The following is a 20751-nucleotide window of genomic DNA, read 5'->3' on the forward strand; positions in this document are numbered from 1 at the left end:
CGCGCCTCGGACAGCGTTCTCATCGGGGAGGGGACGCCGATCGGGCTCATCCTGATGCCGATGATAGCCGTGAACCTGCAATTCGTGGATGACGCGGTCGGTCGGAGATGAGGCGTGGAAAGGCTCGAAGTCGGTGTCCTGGTCGATCGCCATGGCGGCGCCTCCGTGGATGGCAGCCGCGCCCATCGCGGCCTTCGAGGCGATCAGGCGGCGGACGGACCGAGCTTGCACCGCCAAGCGCAGCGCGGCGGCCGAAGCGGAGCGGAGGAGGGTAGGGAGGCCACTGTTTTGCTTCGCGATGCAAAGGCGGGCTTCGCCCGCCGGCGGAAAACAGTTGCCGACCGCCCTTGTCGGCCCGGCCCGTCTGACGCCCACTCGCCCTCCAGAAGGCCATGGGTGCGGCTCTCATCATCCAGCGGAGCCATGCCGCCGGCCGATGGGCGGGACCACGGTCGCCGAATCCACCCTCTCCTTTCCGGCGCCGTCAGGCCGCAAGCAGAAAGCGTAAGGCATCCTGCGGGAGGAGTTGGTCCCTCAGAGACCCGCGGAGCTGCACGGGTCCGATGCGTCGAAGGTCTTCATTGAAGTCGCCAAGGCGCGGCGACAGCGTCAGAACCTCGATCCCAGAGTCGCGGGCGCGGCGGCTCAACCGCTCCATACCGCGACGACCGGCGGGATCGGCGTCGACCGCAATATAGAGCCGACCGAGCGAAGAAGGGAGCAGGAGCGCGGCAAGGTGATTCGCTGAGAGACCGGCGATCATCGGCATGCCTGGCATGACCATGCGCAGCGACATGATAGTCTCGAGCCCTTCGCCGGCGGCGAGGACCGAGAGCGGCGCGTCGGTGTGCATTCCAAAGCGAACGCCCGATCCCAGAAGGTCACCCATCGCGCGGCGCGGTGACGACACAGGCGCCTTCTCTCCAATATGGTGAGGATCGAGCCAGGTGCGGTGGACGCCCGTGACGCGTCCGGCGCGATCGGTGGCAGCGGCGATCAGAGCCGGGAATATTCGCGTGGGCGCCTCATCGTTCTCGCGATAATAGCAGCGCGGGTGAAAGCGAAGAGCGTCGGCGTCGACGACAACGGGATCGATGCCGCGATGCCTGAGATAGGCGTCGGCCAGCGTGCCGCCGATCGGCCGCGACATGGCAAATAGACGGCGCGCCGCCTCGGACGAGCCGTGCGGCGCCGGCGATGATCGAGCAGGGGAAGGGGAGGGGACCTCCGGCAACGGCAGGCTCAGAAACGCGCGCGCCTCGTCCATCGCGTCGCGCACCGATGTCAGCCCGCGGTTGAGTGCGATCAGGTCGAGAAGGTCGCCGTGCTCGTCCGTGGCGGCGTCGGTCTTATGTGCAGTTGAACATAAGACCGACTATGTTGCGGCGAAGATTATGTTGCGGCCTGGCGCGGGGGCGCTGTCCCACAGCCGATTGGCAGTTTCTACGCAACATAACGCCGTGCTGCGGGAGGTCGCGTGATGGCCCGCGACGCTTCCGAACTGGCCCGCCGCCTCGCCCAGAACGTCGAGGCGGTCTGCCGCCATTATCTGTCCAACGGCCGGCGGCAGGGCCGCTATTGGCTGGTGGGCGATGTTCGCAACACGCCCGGCCGGTCGATGTTCGTGCGGCTCAGCGGACCGGACTCCGGTCCCGGCACCGCCGGGCGCTGGACGGATGCGGCCTCGCTTGAACATGGTGATCTGTTGGATGTCATCCGTGGAGCGCTCGGTCTTGTCGACTTCAAGGACGTTGCCGATGAGGCACGCCGCTTTCTGAGTCTGCCCAACCCGCCACCGATCTCCTCGGCGGCGGCCCGACGCAATCCGGTCCCGCAAGGCTCACTGGAATCTGCGCGCCGATTGTTCGCTGCGTCGCGGCCCCTCGCGGGCACGCTGGCGGAGCGTTACTTGCACAGGCGGCATCTGACCGGGGTGGCCGGGCTTGCGTCCCTACGGTTTCATCCAAGCTGCTTCTACCGGCCGGAGGGGAGCGCCGAGAACCTATCGTTTCCGGCGCTGATCGCTGCCATCACGGATCTTTCCGGCGCCATCACCGGCGTACATCGCACCTGGCTGGACCCGGCCGGCGGCAAAGCGCCGGTCGACGCCCCGCGACGGGCGATGGGCAATCTGCTCGGCCATGCGGTGCGTTTTGGGGCGGTCGATGATGTACTGGCCGCCGGTGAGGGCATCGAGACCGTGTTGTCAGTGCGCGAGATCTTGCCCGCCTTGCCGCTGGCGGCGGCACTTTCGTCCAATCATCTCGCCGCCATGCTATTTCCGGCAAGCTTACGCCTTCTCTATATCGTGCGCGATGCGGACCCGGCCGGTGACGCGGCGGTGGCGGCGCTGACGGCCCGGGCCGAGGGAGTCGGCATCGAGCCGCATGTGCTGTCGCCGCAGCTTGGCGATTTCAACAACGATCTCTGCCGCGCCGGCTTACTGGCGCTTCGCGCGAACCTGTTGTCGCAACTGCGGCCAGCGGAGGTCCAACGGTTTGCTGGACATCTGCTGCCGGTGGGCTGAACCGAACTCGCGCTGCGTCGCGCGGAGGCACTCCTTACGTCGGAGTGCCCCAGCCCGCACAATTCAGAGCAGGAGTTATCGGCAACGAGCGCCGTAACATGACTCCTGACTCACAAGGCGCTGAGGAAGGCCATCAAATCCTTGTCCTCCTTCCATGACCGACCGGGCTTTGGCTGACCGACTTCGCAAAGAGCTACGGCGTTGGCTTTCAGCGTGAGGTCTATTTCGGCATAGATATTGGTGGTGCTGATCGAGACATGGCCGAGCCAGGCGCGGATGGTGTTGATGTCTACGCCAGCGAGAACCAGGTGGCAGGCCGTTGTGTGCCGGATCACATGAGGGGTTATCGTTTTGTCAGCCAGTTCCGGCACCGCGGCCGCGTAACGCTCGATAAGGCGATAGACTCCGAACCGAGTAAAAGGCGTTCCGAGCCTGCTAACAAACACGGCGTCATCGGGAGAGCGATCGAGGATCTCGTCTGCCAGCACTCGTTCGGTTTCCGACCACAATGGGCACTGACGCGTCTTGCCGCCCTTTCCATGCAGGGTGGCAAGGTCGTGACCGCCGTTCCCGCGCCCGATCTGCAGATCGCGTACTTTCAGTTCCGTGGCCTCGGAGACGCGCGCCCCAGTGTTGTAGAGAAAGAGCAGAAGCGCGTATTCGCGGCGGCCCCGCCTAGTCTTGCGGTCGGGCACGGCAAGCATGGCCTCCATTTCCGCCTTGGTCAGCCATCCGACTGGTGGCGGCATGGATTTCTTCGACGCGATAGCCCGGATATGGCCGCACCATTCGACAAGGGCCGGATCACGACTGCCGATGAAGCGGGCGAACGCCCGGATAGCGGCAAGCCGCTGATTGCGGGTCCGGGCAGAGCATCCGCGATCGTCTTCGAGATGTGTGAGGAACTGCAACACATGCCGAGAGGTGAGATCGCGCACAACCAGCCGGTCCACGGGCTTGCGCACCTTGCGGCTGACGAAGGGAAGCAGAAGACTGAAGGTGTCCCGGTAGCTCTTGCGAGTGTTCCGAGCCAGATTGCGCTCGGTGACAATATGTTCGGACAGGAAGCGCCGGAGCCATGGACCAAGGGTTACGACTTCAGACATGCTGGTCTCCCCCCGCATAACGCGCAAAGCGCAGCGATGCCTGCTGCAGAAGCTCCGGAGTCATCGTCAAATAGACCTTCGTGCCCTCCAGATCGGAATGGCCGAGGTAAGTGGAGAGCGCGGGCAACAACCGTTGCACGTCCGCGCCTCGACGATACCAGGCGGTCAGGTTGTGTACCGCGAAGCTATGTCGGTAATTCCGAATTCGGAATTAGCGCCATAATTCCGAGTGCCGGATTATTCCGAGTGGTCTGTTTGTGATCGCTTGATGGTCCTTAATTTCAGAGACTTGGATAGGTCTTGATGATTGCCAGCTCGGCATTGCTCGGCTGTCTTCCATGAACGAGGATTTTCCTCGGCTCTAATGGAGACGAATGATGACCGATCCTGACTGTGACGCGGCGACGTGGGTCAAGGCGTCCCGCGTTGGCCCGTTGGCAACCCACATCGATGCATTTGCGGCACGGCTCGGCGGCGAGGGTTACACGTCAACGACGGTGCGCGACAAATGCGAACTCGTGGCAAAACTGAGCGCTTGGCTTTATCGGCGCAATCTTTCACGGGATGCGCTCGACGAGGGTCACCTTAACCAGTTTCACGCAGATCGTCGCCGCCAAGGTCATGTGCGGCGCGGTGAGGTGGCGACCGGCCAGCAACTGCTCAGATATCTACGTGACCTCGGTTGCGTTCGGAGCCTGCCGCCAGGACCTGATCCAACCCCTCTGGACAATCTGACGCGGGACTTCGGGCGTCACCTGAGTTCGGAGCGTGGCTTGTCACCTGCAACCTTGGGCAACTATCTACCAGTTGTTCGAAGATTTCTCACAGAGCGGTTTGACGGAAAGCCGATGCAGTTCGACGAACTGCGCCCGATCGACATTCAGCGTTTTGTTGTACGTCACGCTCAGACGGGAAGCCGTCGCAGCGCTCAATTGATGATCACCGCGTTGCGTTCGTTTCTGCGCTTTTTGCGACAACGAGGCGCGATTTCGATGGATCTCGCTGGCGCCGTGTCGGGGATAGCCGACTGGCGCCTGTCGCATCTGCCCAAGTCCATTCCGCCTGAACAGGTTGAGCGGATGCTCGTGTCTTGTGATCGCAGCGTACCAGTCGGTGAACGCGACTATGCGATCTTGTTGCTTCTGGCGCGCCTCGGATTGCGCGCTGGAGAGGTCGTCGCCTTGACCTTGGACGATTTGGATTGGGAACGGGGCGAGATTCTCGTCCGCGGCAAGGGCCAGCGGCTTGTGCGATTGCCGCTGCCGACGGACGTCGGCGCGGCGCTTGTCGACTATTTGCGTCACGCCCGTCCCCGCGGTTCGATACGACGGGTTTTCATCCGCATGCGCGCGCCGTTGCGCGGCCTGGCCGGCCCCTCCGCTATTGACTGCGTCGTCTGTCGCGCCCTCAAGCGCGCCGGTTTGAACCCATCGTTCAAAGGGGCCCACCTGCTGCGGCACTCCCTCGCCACCGATTTATTGCGTCGAGGCGCTTCGCTGACCGAGATCGGACAGCTCCTGCGTCATAGCCAGCCAACCACGACGCAAATCTACGCCAAGGTGGACATCGCGGCGCTACGCACCCTTGGCCTTGCTTGGCCGGGAGCCGCCTCATGAGCCCGCTGCGAAAGACGCTCGACGAATATCTGGCCATGCGTCGCGCCCTCGGGCACAAACTCTGTCGGGCCGGACACCTGTTGCAGCAGTTCGTCGCGTTCGCCGATCTGGCCGGCGCAACCTACGTCACCACCGATCTCGCGCTGGCATGGGTGAGCCAGCCTTGTGGGGCGGCGCTCGCTGAGAGAGCCGGTCGCTTGGGGATCGTGCGTCGCTTCGCGCAATACTGCGGCGCGCTCGACTCGCGAACCATCGTGCCGCCGCACGGCCTGCTTCCCCATCGCTATCAGCGTCCGACGCCGTATATCTATCGTGATGAGGAGATCTCTCGCCTACTCGACGCGGCGCGGCAACTGTCCTCCTCAACCGGGTTGCGGCCTCATACCTACTCCACCCTCTTCGGCCTATACGCGGTGACCGGCATGCGATGCCGCGAACCGCTGCAACTCGATCGCGATGACGTGGACTTGGTGAACGGCGTGCTGACGATCCGCGGCGCGAAGTTCGGCAAGTCCCGCTACGTCCCGCTGCACGTCTCCGCGCAATGCGCTTTGAACAGCTACGCAACGTGGCGGGATCGTTTGTGCCACTACCCCGCAAGCGCAAGCTTCTTTGTCTCTGATTGTGGGGGCCGCCTCACCGACGGGAGCGTCCGACGGACGTTCGTCCAATTATCTCACAAGATCGGCCTGCGAAGCGCCGGCGCCAGCCGAGGTCCACGCCTGCATGATCTCCGCCATCGAATGGCCGTCAACACGCTCCTCGCCTGGTATCGCGACGGCGTCGATGTCGAGCGACGTCTGCCTGAACTCTCGACTTATCTCGGCCATGCGCACATCACCGATACCTACTGGTATCTCACGGCGACGCCAGAGCTGTTGCGGCAGGCGCTATTCCGCGTGGAGCCATCCGAGCGGGAGGCTTTGCCATGAAAGCCGCCAATACATTCCCCACTCTGCTGGAGGCGTTCTTCATCGACCGTCTCATGCGGCAGCGACAGGTGAGCCCCCACACTCTCGCCAGCTACCGGGATACCTTCCGTTTGCTGCTGCAATATGCGCAACGACAGCTTGGCAAAGCGCCATCGGCCCTTCCGCTGCCCGATCTGGACACTCCGTTCCTCGGCGCCTTCCTCGATCATCTCGAACAGGAACGCGACAATAGCGCCCGCAGTCGCAACGTCCGCCTCGCCGCCATCCACTCTTTTTTCCGCTATGTGGCGCTGCACGCACCCGAGCACAGCGCCCTGGCGCAGCGCGTGCTCGCCATGCCGAGCAAGCGCTATCAACGGCGGCCGATCGACTTTCTAGCGCCCACCGAAGTGGCCGCTCTACTGGCGGCGCCCAACCTCGACACCTGGATCGGGCGTCGCGATCGAGCTTTGTTGCTGCTTGCCGTGCAGACCGGGCTACGCGCCTCCGAACTTCTCGGCTTGCGCTGTCACAACTTCGTGCTCGGGCCCAGCGCCCATGTGCAATGCCAGGGCAAGGGACGCAAAGTCCGCAACACGCCGCTACGCAAGGAAACCGCTACAGTGTTGCGCAACTGGTTCCAAGAGCACCATGGCCAGCCTTCAAGACCTGCCTTTCCGACAACCTCAGGCGGGGCATTGAGCCATGACGGCCTGCAATATCTGCTCAACAAGCACCTCGCCGTCGCCTGTCGTCAGTGCGCTTCATTGTCCGGCAAGCGCGTGACGCCCCACGTGCTCCGGCACACGCTGGCGATGAACCTGCTTCACCGCGGCGTCGACCGTTCCGTGATCGCGCTTTGGCTGGGCCACGAGTCTATCGAGACGACATCTATCTATTTGCATGCCGATATGCAGCTCAAGGAAGCAGCGCTTGCCAAAACCCCGGCCACCGATGCGCACGCACGCCGATACCGACCCGATGATCACCTCCTGACCTTTCTCAGGAGCCTCTGATTATGACGATCCCCACACAGGCCAACTTCAGAAAATCCGTGGGATCTCCACGCCATTTGGATCCCCACTCGGAATAATCCGGCACTCGGAATTATGCCGAAGATCGTGCAGGCGGGCACCGCGCGTTCCTTTTGGACCTCGAATACCCAATTGTCGGGCGAGCCTGACGAAGACCACATGCACTCTTGTTGCCGTTGGCGCGCGCCCGGTGGTGACAACGAAGAGATCGTCGCTATCGCCGTCCCATTTTTCTCGAATGGCAAGATAGTCATCCAACGCGCGGCGTGTGCTGGAGTGGAGAGGCACGAGTCGACTCTTGTCGAACTTGCCGGTTCTCAGAATGAGGCCGTCATCTGTCAGATCTCCGCGTTTAAGCGCCAATGCTTCGGAGATGCGGATGCCGGTCGCGGCCAATAGACCGAATATGTAATGATAGGTGTACGGGCTGATTGTCCCCTGCGGGGAGACCTCCAGCGCCGCCTGCATGATTGCGGTCACCTGATCCGGCCGCAATATGTGTGGGGCCGGACGCGGGCGCCTGCCTCGACCAAAAATGCCCGCAGGCAGTACCTCATGCCGAGCGTCCTCCGCGTTTAGGAAGAGAGAAAACCGGCGAACCGTGTCACACCAGGTTCTTGCGCTGTTGGGCGTTGAGGCGGTCGCGCACCAGCTCCGAATGCGAACCGCGGTGATGTACCGATCGCCCAATGCTTCGGCGTGGGCCGCAAACAGTCCGAGAATGCGCTCCTGCTGATTAAAAGACAGACCAAGCTGCCGCTGCAGGGCCACATAGCGATCAACGTCTTGGTTCAGCATGACGCGATCTCCGGCCAGGGCTGAACCACGCGTTGAAGCATCGTCGTATCGACCTTCGCGTAGATGGTTGTTGTGCTCCTATGGCTGTGCCGAAGTACAGTCCCAACCGCGTCGAGACTCGCGCCTGAGCGCAGCATGTTGGTACCAAGCGAGTGGCGAAACACATGCGAGCCGGTCGGCACATCATCGATGCCGGCGCGTGCCAGCACGCGCGAGACAATGCCGGCGATCTCGGCTGACGACGAAAACGGCCGAAATGGCGCCTGGACACGCAGAAATACGCGATCTGTCGAGGCGGGCGGTCTGGCCTGGCGTAAGTAGGCCAGCAGCGCCTCTCCCACATCCTGCGGCAATGGCAACATGCTCGGACGTCGCCCCTTGCCTTTGACGCGAATCCGCCCATTTGCCCAATCCACGTCGGGTAAGCGTAAGGCCCAGACGTCGCCCGCGCGCAGGCCCAGTCGCGCCAAGAGAAGTATGATGGCCTTATCGCGAATCTCGACTGGCGTGGTTGTGTCACAAGACGCGATTATCCTCTCGATCGTCGCCTGTGGGGCGTGGCGGGGAAGCTTTATGCTGCGACGGCGCGCCGGGGGAACGACGTAGGAAAGTTCCGGACGGCATTCGCCGCGTGCGGATAGAAAGCGCAAATAGGCGCGCAACACCGTCACGGTCATCCGTACTGAAGAGCGTGATCGAGACTGCGGCTGCTTGAGCACGATGTCGCGCAACATGGCTGCATCGTAAGCTGCCGGATCGAGTGGCAGCTTCGAAAGCCATCGCGTTACTTCCTGGACGTAGCGGCGGATTGTCCCCGCCGTGGCGCCGCGTTGCCGCTCAAGCCATGAGCGGAATGCCGTGATCCGGTGATCTTCTTGGACCCCAGAGACAATGGCCGGTTGAAGCACGCCGCGAGCCCGGAGGAATCCGACGAAGCGGCGTGCGCCCCGGCGGCGATGCTTTTGTCCCGTTGGCTCCGCCAACTTCGCGCGCTTGCGCGTTATCGGACACCGGCAGAGATGCCGGGCGAACCGCTCTATAACGTCATCGTCAATATCGCGCCCAAGTTGGCGTGAGAACCGCAGCCAGCACGAAAAATGCTCGGCTTCCGAGCAGTACCCGCGCCAGATGACCCGGCTGTATCCCTCGGTACTCAAGTCCTTGGCGTAGTCACCGAGGTGTGCGTCGATGCATCCCGCGCCACCCGCGACTGGGATATCACCTGCATCTTCAAGAAACCGCACGAGCCGGCGAGTGTGACTGAGATAGAGGTCCGTGGAGACTTGGTGCGCGCTGTATCGTGGGCATCGGCATCGATGTCGCCGGAATCGCTGAACGATGGACTCGTCCACACTGCTGAGAGCGATTGCTCGTTTGTCGAGCCAGAAGAGAAAGTGACGCGCCGCGCTCTTATACTGCCTGCCGTCGCCGGTGAGCCCGTTCTTGGCAAGATGATCAAGGAATCGGACTGCGGGCGTGTAGTCCGGCGGGCGGCAATCACTGGAGGGGTAGAGGGATGCGGTCAAGTGGTAGCTCCTTCGTGTTGAGAGAAACGCGAGAGGGAGCTTAGCCAACCAGGAGAAATATTATGCCGAGCAACAAACCCAAAAAACGCAGGAATAAGGGGCCAATCTGGCTGGATCACCCCATAACGACGGACGCCAGAGAATACGTGTAATGCCGAATTCGGCATTAGACATACTCACGCGGCGTGATGTCGACTTGAATGTCCGTCCATTCCTCCGTCGGAATATCGGCGAGTCTTCGCTCCAGCAGCGCCTCGCCGGTCGAAACGATCTGGATCACTGAGGCGTGGCCGGCGGAAAGGTCGCTCTCAATCGAAGCGATCAGCGTCGGCGTCTTCATCGCTGTGATCAGGTGATTGAAGAAACGCTGCTTGCTCGATTCGAAAGCCGAGAGCGCCGCCGACATCGCCTGGCCGTTGAGCGTCCCGCGCTCGGAACGGATGTTCGACGCCTTCATCGCCTCCCTCAGATTATTGTGTATGATCTGGAATGCGAGGGCATAGGCGTCGTAGATGCGGATCTGATCCGGCGTGAGTTGGTACTCGACGAGCTCGTATTCGACGCCTTCGTAGGAGAGCGACCGCGCGGCGTAGAGGCCGAGCGCCTTAAGATCTCGCGCCAGCACCTCCATGGCGGCGACGCCTCCTTCCTCGATGGCGGTGACGAACTCGGTGCGATTGGCGAAGGGAAAGTCGACGCCGCCCCACAGGCCAAGTCTTTGTGCATAGGCGAGGTTCTCGACGGTGGTCGCGCCGGTCGCCGAGACATAGAGGACGCGGGCGTCCGGCAGGGCGTGCTGCAGCCGCAGCCCAGCCTTGCCCTGCTGGGATGCGGCTTGATCGCCTCGTGCCGTCTTGCCGCCGGCGGCGTTGGCCATCGCATGGGCTTCGTCGAACACGATGACGCCGTCGAAGTCCCGCCCCAGCCAATCGACGATCTGCTGGACCCGGCTCACCCTGCCCTCGCGCTCCTGCGAACGGATGGTCGCATAGGTCGTGAAGAGGATGCCTTCCTCGAGCCGGATCGGCATGCCCTGACGGAAGCGCGAGAGCGGCGTGACCAGAAGCCGTTCCTGGCCGAGCGCGGACCAGTCACGCTGGGCGTCCTCGAGCAATTTATCCGACTTCGACACCCAGACGGCGCGACGACGGCCTCGCAGCCAATTGTCCAGCAACACGCCGGCGACCTGGCGACCCTTGCCGGCGCCGGTGCCGTCGCCAAGGAACCAGCCGCGGCGGAAACGCACCGAATTCTCGGCGTCGTCAGGCGCCGCGGAAACGAGGTCATAAGTGGCGTCGACCGTCCACGCGCCGTCGAGGTGGCCTGAATGCGCCTCTCCCGCATAGATGACGCTTTCGAGTTGGGCGTCGGAGAGGGGGCCGTCGGCGGCGGCATTTGCCGGAAGGAGCGGTCGATAACTCGGCTTCGGCGGCGCCACCGATGCCATGGCCGCCGATTGCACGAGCATCGTCGGATGCGGCCTGGCGTCCGGAATCCGGATGGATTGCAGAACGTAACCTTCGTAGATCGCGTCCGACAGCGATCCGCCGTTGACCGGCTTCCAATCGGCCGTCTCGTATTCGAGTTCGATCGCCGAAGGTTCGGCGCGCGGGGTAGGGGAGGGCGCGCGCGCTGATCGCGGACGCTGCGTAATGGGCGCCGCTCGGCGAACGGCGGGAGCGGGTATCGAAGTCGGTGCAACCGGCGCGCGGGCCGGCACGTCGGTCAGCACCCATTCGAGCAGAGTGGCGACATCGGCCGTCGCCCGCGGCGTCGGAAATCTCGCCGGGTTCTCGGCCGGCACCTTGTCGATCACCGTGAGCCGCGTCTCGATCGTCGTGCCGTGCGGCGCGTAGACCTTGCCGTCGATCGCGGCGGAAAACACGACGCGCCCGCGTTCCTGGAGAGTGATGAAGGCCTCGCGCCATTGCGGCGCATCAGGCGAGAGCCCCGCGCCCGTGATGGCGACGAGGCGTCCGCCATCCGCCAGTCGCGCAAAAGCCGACAAGATGTGCCGAAGGGCGGCGTCGCGGACCTTGCCATCGACATGCGCGGCGACGGAGAAGGGCGGGTTCATCAGCACGACGCTCGGCCGGACGGCGCGATCGAGACGATCGTCGATTTGCGCCGCGTCGTGGCGCGTAACCGCGACTTCCGGGAACACCAGGCCGAGGAGATCGGCGCGAACGTCGGCGAGTTCGTTGAGCGCCAGGGTGACGCCATCCCGCTCGGTGAGAACCGCCAGCAGCCCCGTGCCAGCCGACGGCTCGAGGACAACGTCGCCCTGGACAAATGCACCCGCGGTCGCCGCGGCGAAGCCAAGACCGAGCGGCGTCGAGAACTGCTGATACGCTTGGCTCTCATCGGAGCGGCGCGTCTGCGTCGGCAGCAAGCCTGCGACGCGTGACAGCATGGCGAGGAGGCGCGCAGGCGTAGGAGCCTGGCGTCGCATCGCTGCGCCGTATCGCCGGAGAAAGAGGACCTGCGCGACCTCGCAGGCCTCACAGCCGTCCTTCCATAGCCAAGCCCCTTCGGCGTCCGAGCCGCCGAAGGCCGCATCCATGGTGGAACGCAAAGCCGCGGCGCCGATAGCGCGACCGGCGGCCAGGGCGGGAAGGATCATCTCGGCGGCGCGCAGAATGCGCGGGGCCTTGTCAACAGTCGAGGGAGAGTTGGCGGCAGGGAGCGGCGCCGGAACGTGATGGTTCATGATGCGGGATCCAGGAGAGCGAGTCGGAACGATCCGCCGGATGCTCTCTCTCGATCCCGGCCGGACCGTCCCTTTCCGGCCTGCCTCTCGCTCTTATCAGGCCGCAGCCTTGACGCCGCGCCACCAGGCGTCGCGCTCCTCCGGCGTCGCGTTCGCCAGACGTAGCAAAAGATCGCCGTGACGAGCGAGCGGCTCTCGTGGCCGACGACGGCCATCGTGCGGCTTTACCCCAATCAGGCTTGTGGCCCGATCAGCGGGAACTCTCACGTGTGATCGATCTGTCGCCGTTCAGCGGCGCGAATCGCCTGAATCGCGGCACGGAACTCGGCCGCGCCGCGCTCCTCGGCGAGGTCGCTATGGTCGACGACCGCGAGGCACGCGGCGCGGACGTCATCGGCCGTCACATCGGAGGCTGCGATCGTCGTCAGGTCTGGATCGGATTCGATAGCTACGGCAACCTGCTCGCTGACAGCCTCTTCGCTAAGACGAAGAAGCACATGCGCGCCGCCGACGATCGGAGCGGCGTCCGACGACAAGAAGTCCTCCAGAATATCGTTCGTCGACTTTCCCCTGACAGAATCGGCCGTGATCATCACCGCCATGCCGCCGAACCCATCCGGGCGCATCCGGCTGCAGGTGAAGGCCGAAACCGCTGTGACATGATCGAGGGTCGCCGAACGGCGAACGATGTCTTGGAAAATAAATTCCCACGACATGCCGCTGAGGTCGATTTCGATTGTTTCCTCGTCGACGGCGAGGCTCGCTAGCCGTTCCGAGACATAGTCGCTTGCGGTGCTCTGAAAGCCCGACGACGCCTCGATGGCTTCCCGCAACGCCGATGCTTCCAATTCAAAGCTGTCGCTGGGTCCGATCGAGGTGAAGAAATAGACGCCGTCGCCATCGATCTCCGCCTCAAAGACCTGTCCGAGGATGAGGCGCTCGAGCGGCGTCATGTCGGCGTTCGGAATCGCCGGCTGTATGACGGTTGGAGTGAAATAGTCGGCCATTGCGGTCTCTCCAGAATTGAAAAGCCCGGCGCTAAGGCCGGGTTTCTGAGGGGGAATGAGTAGATGCGGTTCAAAGACGCCACGCTTGGACGATCTCCTACGCCTGACGATCGTGGACGAGCATGTCGCGCTAGAAGGCGTTACGACCATCGCGTTTTGACGGATCGCGGCGCGCTTGGTTTGCGAGCTTGTTGGTGGCGGCGCGAACCAGGTCGCGCCAAGACGCCTAGACATGCACATCGAGACGGAGATGGGTCCCGTACATGATCAACCGGTCTCCGCGGAGGTTGATGAAGCAAACGCCGAGTCGATCTCCTTTTCGAGACGTTGCGCCCGACCCATCCATGGTTCCGGGCGCATGCAGCGCACCCAATCGGCAAACGACGGAATGAAGCCGAGGTCTTCGATCACATGCTGCTCGCCCACGCAGCGCGTCGGAATGATCCGGCCCGACGACAGCGTAAGAGTTGGACCGAAGATCGTCTCGGCCATAAAGATGCCCTCCGTGTGGTGTCGCAGGGCGCGATGGCGAAAGTCAGCGGTGATCCGCTTCGAAGCGTCGAACCAGTTATGAACCGCCATACAGTCGTCGACGCTTCCGCCCCATTTCTTCACTGAGGAAAGTGCGTGATGGTAGGGATTAGCCATGGCTTCCTCCCTCAGAATTCGTGGGAATAATTTACGGACGCTGTATAGCGTTCGTTGTAATCCAGGCGGATCGTCCGATCGGCGACGTCGAACGTGAACTCGCCATAGGCGCCATCATTGTCCTCCCAGCCGTCATGCGCGCTGCCGAGGAAGTCGTAGATGAGCTTCTCGATCGCGTCGGCGAGAGACATTGACTGTCTTTGAGGTTCTCGTTCGCCCCAGATTGAGGTGGCGATCTCGACCGTGGCGGCGGGCAGGGTATCGACGGCGCCTTCGATCTCGAGACGTTCGATTTGGCCGCTGTCGCCGTAGCCATCGAAGGTGACAACGACGGTCGCGATCCCAGCGGCGTCGAGCGCGTCAAAGACGACGGTCTTGTTGTGGAGGTGAAGTTCGACGCAAAGGCGATGATGCGAAATGCGATCGGACTTCCCGTCGTCTCCCGTTGCCACCATTGGATCGATATCCATTGGTTCTGTCACGACAATCTCCTGAAACATAAAGCCCGGCGACACCGGGCGAGGGAATGGAATGAGCGTCGATGGGCCGGACCCACCGACGCGACGTCGTCAGGGCGCAATCGGAACCGCGCGATATTCGATTGGCTGGCCGCCGATGAAGGTCGGAACCAGCGCCCTCGCGCGGGCGCAAGCCGCCTCGGCGTCAGCGAGGGTTGGAAAGCGCATCGCCTGCTGGAGCGAGGAAGCGCATGTTCCCCACTTTACATCCCAGCCGCAGAGGTAATCCATCTCACCGTGATGATTGATGATGCGAGCGACGACATAAGATATCGACGCCTCGGACGACTCCTCGTCTGGATTGTTGGCGCCAATGAGGATCGCCTCCGCCTTCGCGATAGCGTCCCGCGCGCGCGGAGCCCAGAATTTCCGGTCCACCTCGTCGAGCGGGCGCTCGTGCGCAAAAATCTTCAGAAGTCCGAGCAACGTCTCGAAAAGGTCGACCTTGCGCTGGCCGGTCTCCTCAAATCGCGACGGGACGGCCTCAGCCCGACCGGAATAGGCCGTTTCGCCGCGCCACGCGCCCGAGACATAGGCGTCGCCCGTGGCCTCATAGTCGCGCCTCTGGTCGTCCCAATCGTCGTCTTCGACAGCGAGGCGGCACGCCTGCTCGACGGTATCTGCCGCATAGGTTCGATGGCGAAAGAGGGGAAGGCGATAGGTGGTTTCGATCGTGAAGACTGGCATCGTCATACTCCTGAAAATGAATGAGCCCGGCGCGATGGCCGGGCTCGTGGGAGTGGTTTTCGAGAGGGAGTCAGGCGGCTTGAACGGTTCTGGCCAAATCGCCAGTCACGGCGAGCACACGCTCGGCAAGCGCCGGGATGTCGTCGAGAAGCGACAGCGGCGTGAAATGATTGGCGCCGCCGGTATAGTCCCGCCGGCCACGACAGGTCCGAATCAGAATCCCGGTGTTCGCGCGGGTGGCGGGCTGCGAGACATGCACGTAGACCTTTTCGTGATGCAGGATGACTTCGCCTGAGACGGCGATTCCACCTTGGTTGGAGCGAAGATCGAAGCTGCCGGCGGGTAGCCCCAACTCGGCTGCGAGTTTGCGCAAGCGGGCGCGGGCGGTCGCATGGAAGCGGCGCTTGCGCTCGAGTTCATACGAGCAGGTGGCGTACCAGTCCATCACACCACCTCCCGCGTCGTCGTTGCGGAAGCCGGCGCTTCGGTTGCCGATGCGGCTTGTTTCTGGTTCGTATCGGCAGCCATCTCGATCCGTGCATGCGAATACCGATGGGCCTGAAGCCAAGCTTCCGCGCCGGTCCGGTCGTCGGCGAGATGAAGCAGCTCCACCGTCTCGCCGAACGGCTCGACAATCCGGTACGACCCTGGGGGCGGAACGCCGATCACCTCGAAACGAAGATCGCTGTCAAGGTCATGCGTCCGGTGGACGACGAGAACGACGACGCCGTTGCTGGCGAAATCGCCCTCGTGCAGGGTGATGGCCGCCGGGCTGGCGTAGGCGCCACGGACGAAGGGCGGTGATTTCCGGACGAGTCGACCGACGCCATTCACTCGCTCCCAGGCCGCGACTTTCCTGGTGAACCGGGCCGGCGGCTTCGGTTTATCGTTGGAGAACCGGATGAGCGCGCCGAGCGGCGCGCTGTCGTAGATTGCTTTGACGGACATGATGAAGCTCCTGAATCGACGAAACCCGGCGCTGCGGCCGGGTCTGTCGGGTGGATGGGAAGGGGAAAGACGAAGCGGCGCGGCCGCCCCGCCGGCGCGGACCTATTCGGCCGCGAGGATGTGCGCGGGATCAGCGCTCGAACCCTCAGCGGCGCCCTCGTCGAATTCGCCGTCAGCCGCGAGGAAAGCGGGAAGCACGTCGCCCTCGGCGTCGACGACGGCCCCAGCAGCGTTCGAAGGCGCGTCGACCTCGGAAGTGCGGAGCGGTTCTGGCAACCAGCCGGAGTCGCCGAGCAGGCGTTCGGCTTCGCTCGCCATATCGCTCTTTTTCAAGTGATCGATGAGCTGGGCGGAACGCTCGCCCTTCGCTTCGCGCACGGCTTCGAGGATCCGCGTCTTCGGAACACGACTGAGATAATTGTCGACCGTCGGGACCCAGCCGGCGGCAGCCATGTCGAGGGCGATCGCACGCGCCAGATGATCAGCATGGGCCTGGCGGGCCTTGTTGCGGTTCCAGGGCTCATGGACTGCGTTGATCGAGAGCGCCGCGCAATGGGCGAATAGGGCCTGCCGACTGTCAGCGTCGAAGGCGGTGAGGGCCGTCCAGAGCTCGTCGGAATCCCTCGGCAGATGCTTTCGCCATTGCGCGTCGCGCTCAGCGATCGCTTTGGCCGACACGCTGTCCTTCAGTCCCGGCGCTTGGGCGGAAAAGCTTGCGCTCTTCGCGCTGATCTCCAGACAGGTGTCGGAGGTATAGCGATAGAACGTGTTCAAGACGAGCACATGCAGCACCGCCAGGAAGGCCGTGTCGAAGTCGCTTCCTACGGCGTCGCGGAGCGCCAGCGTGCGGTGCGCGGTCAACTCCGTGACGAGGCGATCGGAGAGGGGGCGCAGGACGTCGTCCTCTTCAGATTCCGCTTCGGCGACTGCCGTTGCCGCCCGCTGGCCGTTGACCGTGATTTCTGGACGGGCAGGGGTGTCGGGACGGCTCGCGCCAGCGACGGCGACGTCGGCTTGGTTGTCGCCACCCTCGGAACCGGACTTGGAGGCGGGCTCGTCCTCAGGTCTAACAAAACCGCGCCCGATCTCAAGGTCGCCGTCCGGGTCGAGACTGACGAAGACGCCAGCGCGGGCGATCTCGTCTGGGTCGTAGCGCAGCGGGCGCTCTTCAAAAGCGGCGATCGCCGTCTCCAATTCCCCCAACCGCTCGTCGACCTCTTCAGGCAGTTCGGCCGCGCCATCATATTTTTCGTTCAGCGCTTCGAATTCGGCTTGGAGCGCCTGATAGCTCGCCTTCTCCTCCTCGCTCATGTCGATAGGCTCGCCGGCAAGACGTCGGAGGCCGTTGGTATGGCCGTATTTGAAGTCGGTCGCGACCGAGACCCATTTCCAGCCCTCCTTGGCGATCGTCTCCGCGGAAGCCTTGAGTTTCTGTTCGACCAGGCGATCGAGAAGGGCAGGGTCCTGCAGCCAGCTGCCCCGATCCTCGGTGAAAAGATCGCGCATCACGACGCCGCCGGCGGCCTCATAGACCTCGACACCGACGAATTGCGCGCGGCGATCGTCGACGCGAACCGCGCTCTCCGTCAGCAGCCGCCGGATGTAATACGGCTCCTTATTGTGGGAGCGCGCCAAGCTTTCCCACAACTGCTCCTGCCGGGCGTGGTCGGACGACACACTGAACGCCGTCAGTTGCTCCAATGTCATCTCCTCGGCCGCATAGACCTCAAGGAGCCTTTCCGACACCGTCGTGAGCCGCAGCCGTTGCTTCACGACGTTGACCGGCACAAAGAATCGTGCGGCGATCCCCTCCTCGCTGAGTCCCTGATCAAGCAATCTCTTGAAGCCGCGGAATTGATCCAGCGGATGGAGCGCCTGACGCTGCATGTTCTCGGCGAGCGAGTCCTCCTCAGCCGAAGCGTCGCTCTTGGCGCTCTTCATGATGCAGGGCACCGGCGCCGTCTTAGCGAGCCGCTTCTGCTTCACGAGCAGCTCGAGAGCGCGATAGCGGCGCCCGCCCGCCGGAACCTCAAACATGCCGGTCTCATCGCCCTCGGCATCGACGACTGGGCGGACGTTGAGGCTCTGGATAAGCGAGCGGTTAGCGATATCTTCGGCCAATTCCTCGATCGACATGCCGTTTTTGATCCGGCGGACGTTCGACTGGGACAGGACGAGCTTGTTGAAGGGGATGTCCCGGCTGCTGCTCAGGACTATTTTCTGGATGGCTGCAGGCATTTCCATTTCTCCGCGACGGATGGGCCAGGAGCCACTCTCCTGGCCTCCCGATCCGTCACGAAAATTCCAGCCTCTCTTTCACTCTCCTGGTTTGGCGGCGCCGCGGGCAGCGGTCTTGGGTCGGATTGCCACGAGGCGCAGCCACCCCTCTGGCGGCGCAACACATGTCGTGGCGGTCAACCCCCGAACCGCGACGTTGCATTTCGACGCGCGCGGCGGGAGGGTGGCTCCGTTCGCTCACGGCGCAGGCGCGATTGTCTATCGAGATATGCGATACTTTGAGATTTTGAATTGATGTTGCCTTTCCTTGTCGTGACGTTGATAGGACTGTCGCCATGAAAATGGTTCGCCACGCGTATCGGCACGCCGATGCCGCGCGCGCCAAGTATTTGAATATTTGTTGAGAGGTTCGATGGAGTCGAAATTGGTTTCTCCCCGCGCACGGGCCGTAACGCGCGACGATCTCGCCTCAGCCGTCTATGGACGGGTAGGCGCTTCTAGGGCGGAAGCTCACGCGCTGGTGGACATGATGTTAGCAGAGATTGTTGACACGTTGAGTCGTGGCGAGAACGTCAAACTTTCCTCTTTTGGCGCTTTCTTCGTGCGGTCGAAGAGCGAACGCATCGGACGCAATCCGAAGACGGGAGTCGAAGCGCCGATCGCGGCTCGGCGCGTCGTGGTTTTCAAAGCTTCGAAAATCCTCGGCGGCCGGCTGAACGGTCCAGTCCTGGTCGATGAGCCTCTGGGCATATGAGGAATTTGCGCAAACGTAGAAGAAAATCCTGCGCAGCGCATTGATCAGGATAGCAATGACATCCAAACGCCATTTATCGTGACAACCCGGAGCCGTGATCCCGCCATGGCTCGCGGCTCATGTAACTGAGGCAGATTATCCGCCCCGTTGGCCTTCCCGTTTTTCACCTTTTGGACCCTTTACGCTCTCAGGAAGGAAATCCGTTATCTTCTGGCGCGCCAGTCTTTTCAAGAACTTATCGAAAATCTCCGTTTGAGAGAGGTCTTGCTAAAACGGTTTTTCAAACGGCTTTCGCTGGCGGGTAATTTCGGATGTTAATGCAAGCTGCTTCGCAGGAATGACCCGGCCCGGGCGCCATAGCGAAGACCGCCCGGACGCGTTCGTCGCGATAGGACTTGCCGGCCTCGCAAAGGCGTCGCCGGAAATCGGAATCGGCGGTCAGGCACGCTAACATCTTTTGGCGCATCTCGGAAGCTGGCGGCGGCGGTTTGCACGACGCGTCGGCCGCGGGCGAGCGGCAGAACGCCTCGAGCTGCGCCGGATTGGCGACGCCGCCGGCGATCGCGATGACGGTGGCGCCGCCGAGCGAATGGCCGGCGGCGCCGATACGCGTGGGATCGATCTGGCTGCGAAAAATTTTATCGTCGAGCATCGCGTTGATGACGGCGCTGAGATCGACGGCTCGCAACCACCACAGCGATAGGCCATCGATCGTGTAATCCTCGAGTGCGTTATTGCCGGGATGGTTGACTGCGACGACGACGAAGCCGCGCGCCGCGAGCGCCGTGCCGAGCCAAGCGAGTTGGGACGCCGTGCTGCCGTTGCCGTGGGACAGGAGATGAGCGGACGCTGGGCCCCCGCCGCCGGCGCCGCATCGCGCGCGGCGCTGCCGGTGCTGATCAATGGCGCGATGGACGGCCCGATCCATTGCGGTTCCTCGCGCGCGCCCTCTGCGGCTGGTTACCAGATTATCACCCGGAGCGCATGGGTCTGGGCGCCGCGCCAATCGTAAGCCTCGGCTAGGACAAAATCGCGCGTCGTGACGCCGACCTTGAAGACAGCGTCGGCGCGCGCGTCCGTCGCTAATGCGAAGAGGATAAGCGACAGCGCCAACCACCTCATCCGACAGGCTCCAGATGACTCATCTAAAGGTGCAATAGATGCAGGTGATGACTGCTCCCAACAGGGTTTCGTGGAGCGGTTATTCGCCGTCGTCATCCTCCCGGCTGGGCGGCGGGACCATGCCGTCAAGACCGCGCAGCAAGTCTTCCTCCGTCATGCGGTCGAACGCGGGGTCGGCGTTGGCGTCGGTCGGGGCGATGAACGCGCCACTCGCCACGCTCGGCACTTCGTCAGGTTCGGGCTCGTCGACCTCGACCTGCTTTTGCAGCGAATGAATGAGATCTTCCCTCAAGTCGCCTGGGATGAGATGAGATTCGGCGATCTCGCGCAAGGCAATGACCGTGTTCTTGTCGTTGTCCCGGGGCACTGAAGGATGCGAGCCGGCGGCGATCGCCCTGGCCCGGTGACTGGCCATCAAGACCAGATCGAAGCGATTGGTGATTTTGTCGACACAATCTTCGATGGTGACACGTGCCATTGCAGCTCTTTATGCGGAGACTTTCCGCCATTTCACTTCATCTCTTCGACGACGCGCCGAGATTCGAGGTTCACCGTCACATCTTCGGCATGCAGGACCCGAGTCAGCTCATCTATCACGCGG

At 63.0% G+C, this 20751-nt stretch carries 21 protein-coding genes; 5 read left to right on the forward strand and 16 right to left on the reverse strand.

What is annotated here, in order from left to right:
- Positions 1 to 484 precede the first annotated feature (484 nt).
- Positions 485 to 1279 carry a toprim domain-containing protein gene (locus GSQ90_RS17380; protein ID WP_371418394.1) on the reverse strand — a complete coding sequence of 265 codons (795 nt, stop codon included), beginning with the start codon at positions 1277 to 1279 and terminating at the stop codon, positions 485 to 487.
- A 201-nt stretch (positions 1280 to 1480) separates the two neighbouring features.
- On the opposite strand from GSQ90_RS17380, the gene GSQ90_RS17385 reads away from it, so the two are divergent.
- Entirely contained in the window at positions 1481 to 2527 is a 1047-nt protein-coding gene (locus GSQ90_RS17385) for a toprim domain-containing protein (protein WP_158816116.1), read from the forward strand.
- Positions 2528 to 2637: 110 nt separating this feature from the next.
- Here GSQ90_RS17385 and GSQ90_RS17390 read toward each other — a convergent pair whose 3' ends face one another.
- Positions 2638 to 3633 carry a tyrosine-type recombinase/integrase gene (locus GSQ90_RS17390; protein WP_158816117.1) on the reverse strand — a complete coding sequence of 332 codons (996 nt, stop codon included), beginning with the start codon at positions 3631 to 3633 and terminating at the stop codon, positions 2638 to 2640.
- Complete coding sequence (locus GSQ90_RS17395; protein ID WP_210254919.1) at positions 3626 to 3772, reverse strand: hypothetical protein; 147 nt, start codon at positions 3770 to 3772, stop codon at positions 3626 to 3628. The genes GSQ90_RS17390 and GSQ90_RS17395 overlap by 8 nt, the downstream gene beginning before the upstream one ends.
- A 238-nt stretch (positions 3773 to 4010) precedes the next feature.
- On the opposite strand from GSQ90_RS17395, the gene GSQ90_RS17400 reads away from it, so the two are divergent.
- Genes GSQ90_RS17400 through GSQ90_RS17410 form a run of 3 tightly spaced genes read left to right on the forward strand, consistent with a single transcriptional unit; the run spans position 4011 to position 7176 of the window.
- The gene (locus GSQ90_RS17400; protein ID WP_210254920.1) at positions 4011 to 5249 is read left to right on the forward strand and encodes a site-specific integrase; all 1239 of its coding nucleotides are present in this window, start codon (positions 4011 to 4013) and stop codon (positions 5247 to 5249) included.
- Complete coding sequence (locus tag GSQ90_RS17405) at positions 5246 to 6181, forward strand: tyrosine-type recombinase/integrase (RefSeq protein WP_158816119.1); 936 nt, start codon at positions 5246 to 5248, stop codon at positions 6179 to 6181. Before GSQ90_RS17400 ends, GSQ90_RS17405 begins: the two co-directional genes overlap by 4 nt.
- A complete protein-coding gene (locus tag GSQ90_RS17410; RefSeq protein ID WP_158816120.1) occupies positions 6178 to 7176 on the forward strand; it encodes a tyrosine-type recombinase/integrase in 999 nt (332 codons plus the stop codon). The genes GSQ90_RS17405 and GSQ90_RS17410 overlap by 4 nt, the downstream gene beginning before the upstream one ends.
- A 27-nt stretch (positions 7177 to 7203) precedes the next feature.
- Here GSQ90_RS17410 and GSQ90_RS17415 read toward each other — a convergent pair whose 3' ends face one another.
- The 10 genes from GSQ90_RS17415 to GSQ90_RS17460 form a co-directional block, all read right to left on the reverse strand.
- The gene (locus GSQ90_RS17415) at positions 7204 to 7992 is read right to left on the reverse strand and encodes a tyrosine-type recombinase/integrase (protein ID WP_158816121.1); all 789 of its coding nucleotides are present in this window, start codon (positions 7990 to 7992) and stop codon (positions 7204 to 7206) included.
- The gene (locus tag GSQ90_RS32460) at positions 7986 to 9518 is read right to left on the reverse strand and encodes a tyrosine-type recombinase/integrase (RefSeq protein WP_246731653.1); all 1533 of its coding nucleotides are present in this window, start codon (positions 9516 to 9518) and stop codon (positions 7986 to 7988) included. Before GSQ90_RS32460 ends, GSQ90_RS17415 begins: the two co-directional genes overlap by 7 nt.
- Positions 9519 to 9684: 166 nt before the next feature.
- Positions 9685 to 12228, reverse strand: coding sequence for a strawberry notch-like NTP hydrolase domain-containing protein (locus tag GSQ90_RS17425; RefSeq protein WP_158816122.1), 2544 nt, complete (start codon positions 12226 to 12228; stop codon positions 9685 to 9687).
- 263 nt (positions 12229 to 12491) lie between these two features.
- Entirely contained in the window at positions 12492 to 13235 is a 744-nt protein-coding gene (locus tag GSQ90_RS17430; protein ID WP_158816123.1) for a hypothetical protein, read from the reverse strand.
- A gap of 267 nt (positions 13236 to 13502) precedes the next feature.
- Positions 13503 to 13883, reverse strand: a complete 381-nt coding sequence (locus tag GSQ90_RS17435) for a hypothetical protein (protein WP_158816124.1) — start codon at positions 13881 to 13883, stop codon at positions 13503 to 13505.
- 11 nt (positions 13884 to 13894) lie between these two features.
- Positions 13895 to 14365 carry a DUF6878 family protein gene (locus GSQ90_RS17440; protein ID WP_246731654.1) on the reverse strand — a complete coding sequence of 157 codons (471 nt, stop codon included), beginning with the start codon at positions 14363 to 14365 and terminating at the stop codon, positions 13895 to 13897.
- Between the two features lie 87 nt (positions 14366 to 14452).
- Entirely contained in the window at positions 14453 to 15088 is a 636-nt protein-coding gene (locus GSQ90_RS32885; RefSeq protein WP_371418395.1) for a hypothetical protein, read from the reverse strand.
- Between the two features lie 70 nt (positions 15089 to 15158).
- Positions 15159 to 15533, reverse strand: a complete 375-nt coding sequence (locus GSQ90_RS17450) for a hypothetical protein (protein ID WP_174247498.1) — start codon at positions 15531 to 15533, stop codon at positions 15159 to 15161.
- Positions 15533 to 16036 carry a hypothetical protein gene (locus GSQ90_RS17455; RefSeq protein ID WP_158816126.1) on the reverse strand — a complete coding sequence of 168 codons (504 nt, stop codon included), beginning with the start codon at positions 16034 to 16036 and terminating at the stop codon, positions 15533 to 15535. The genes GSQ90_RS17450 and GSQ90_RS17455 overlap by 1 nt, the downstream gene beginning before the upstream one ends.
- A 102-nt stretch (positions 16037 to 16138) precedes the next feature.
- Positions 16139 to 18274, reverse strand: coding sequence for a ParB/RepB/Spo0J family partition protein (locus tag GSQ90_RS17460; RefSeq protein ID WP_158816127.1), 2136 nt, complete (start codon positions 18272 to 18274; stop codon positions 16139 to 16141).
- A gap of 412 nt (positions 18275 to 18686) precedes the next feature.
- Between GSQ90_RS17460 and GSQ90_RS17465 the strand changes: the two genes are divergently transcribed.
- Positions 18687 to 19028, forward strand: a complete 342-nt coding sequence (locus GSQ90_RS17465; protein ID WP_158816128.1) for an integration host factor subunit alpha — start codon at positions 18687 to 18689, stop codon at positions 19026 to 19028.
- Between the two features lie 280 nt (positions 19029 to 19308).
- On the opposite strand, the gene GSQ90_RS17470 is transcribed toward GSQ90_RS17465, so the two are convergent.
- From GSQ90_RS17470 to rpoZ, 3 genes are all read right to left on the reverse strand, one after another.
- Positions 19309 to 19956 carry an alpha/beta fold hydrolase gene (locus tag GSQ90_RS17470; RefSeq protein ID WP_158816129.1) on the reverse strand — a complete coding sequence of 216 codons (648 nt, stop codon included), beginning with the start codon at positions 19954 to 19956 and terminating at the stop codon, positions 19309 to 19311.
- A 32-nt stretch (positions 19957 to 19988) separates the two neighbouring features.
- Positions 19989 to 20150, reverse strand: coding sequence for a hypothetical protein (locus GSQ90_RS17475; RefSeq protein ID WP_158816130.1), 162 nt, complete (start codon positions 20148 to 20150; stop codon positions 19989 to 19991).
- Positions 20151 to 20229: 79 nt separating this feature from the next.
- The gene (rpoZ, locus tag GSQ90_RS17480) at positions 20230 to 20628 is read right to left on the reverse strand and encodes a DNA-directed RNA polymerase subunit omega (RefSeq protein WP_158816131.1); all 399 of its coding nucleotides are present in this window, start codon (positions 20626 to 20628) and stop codon (positions 20230 to 20232) included.
- Between the last annotated feature and the right edge of the window lie 123 nt (positions 20629 to 20751).

Origin of the sequence: Methylocapsa sp. S129 (assembly GCF_009765995.1) — a bacterium.
Lineage (GTDB): Bacteria > Pseudomonadota > Alphaproteobacteria > Rhizobiales > Beijerinckiaceae > Roseiarcus.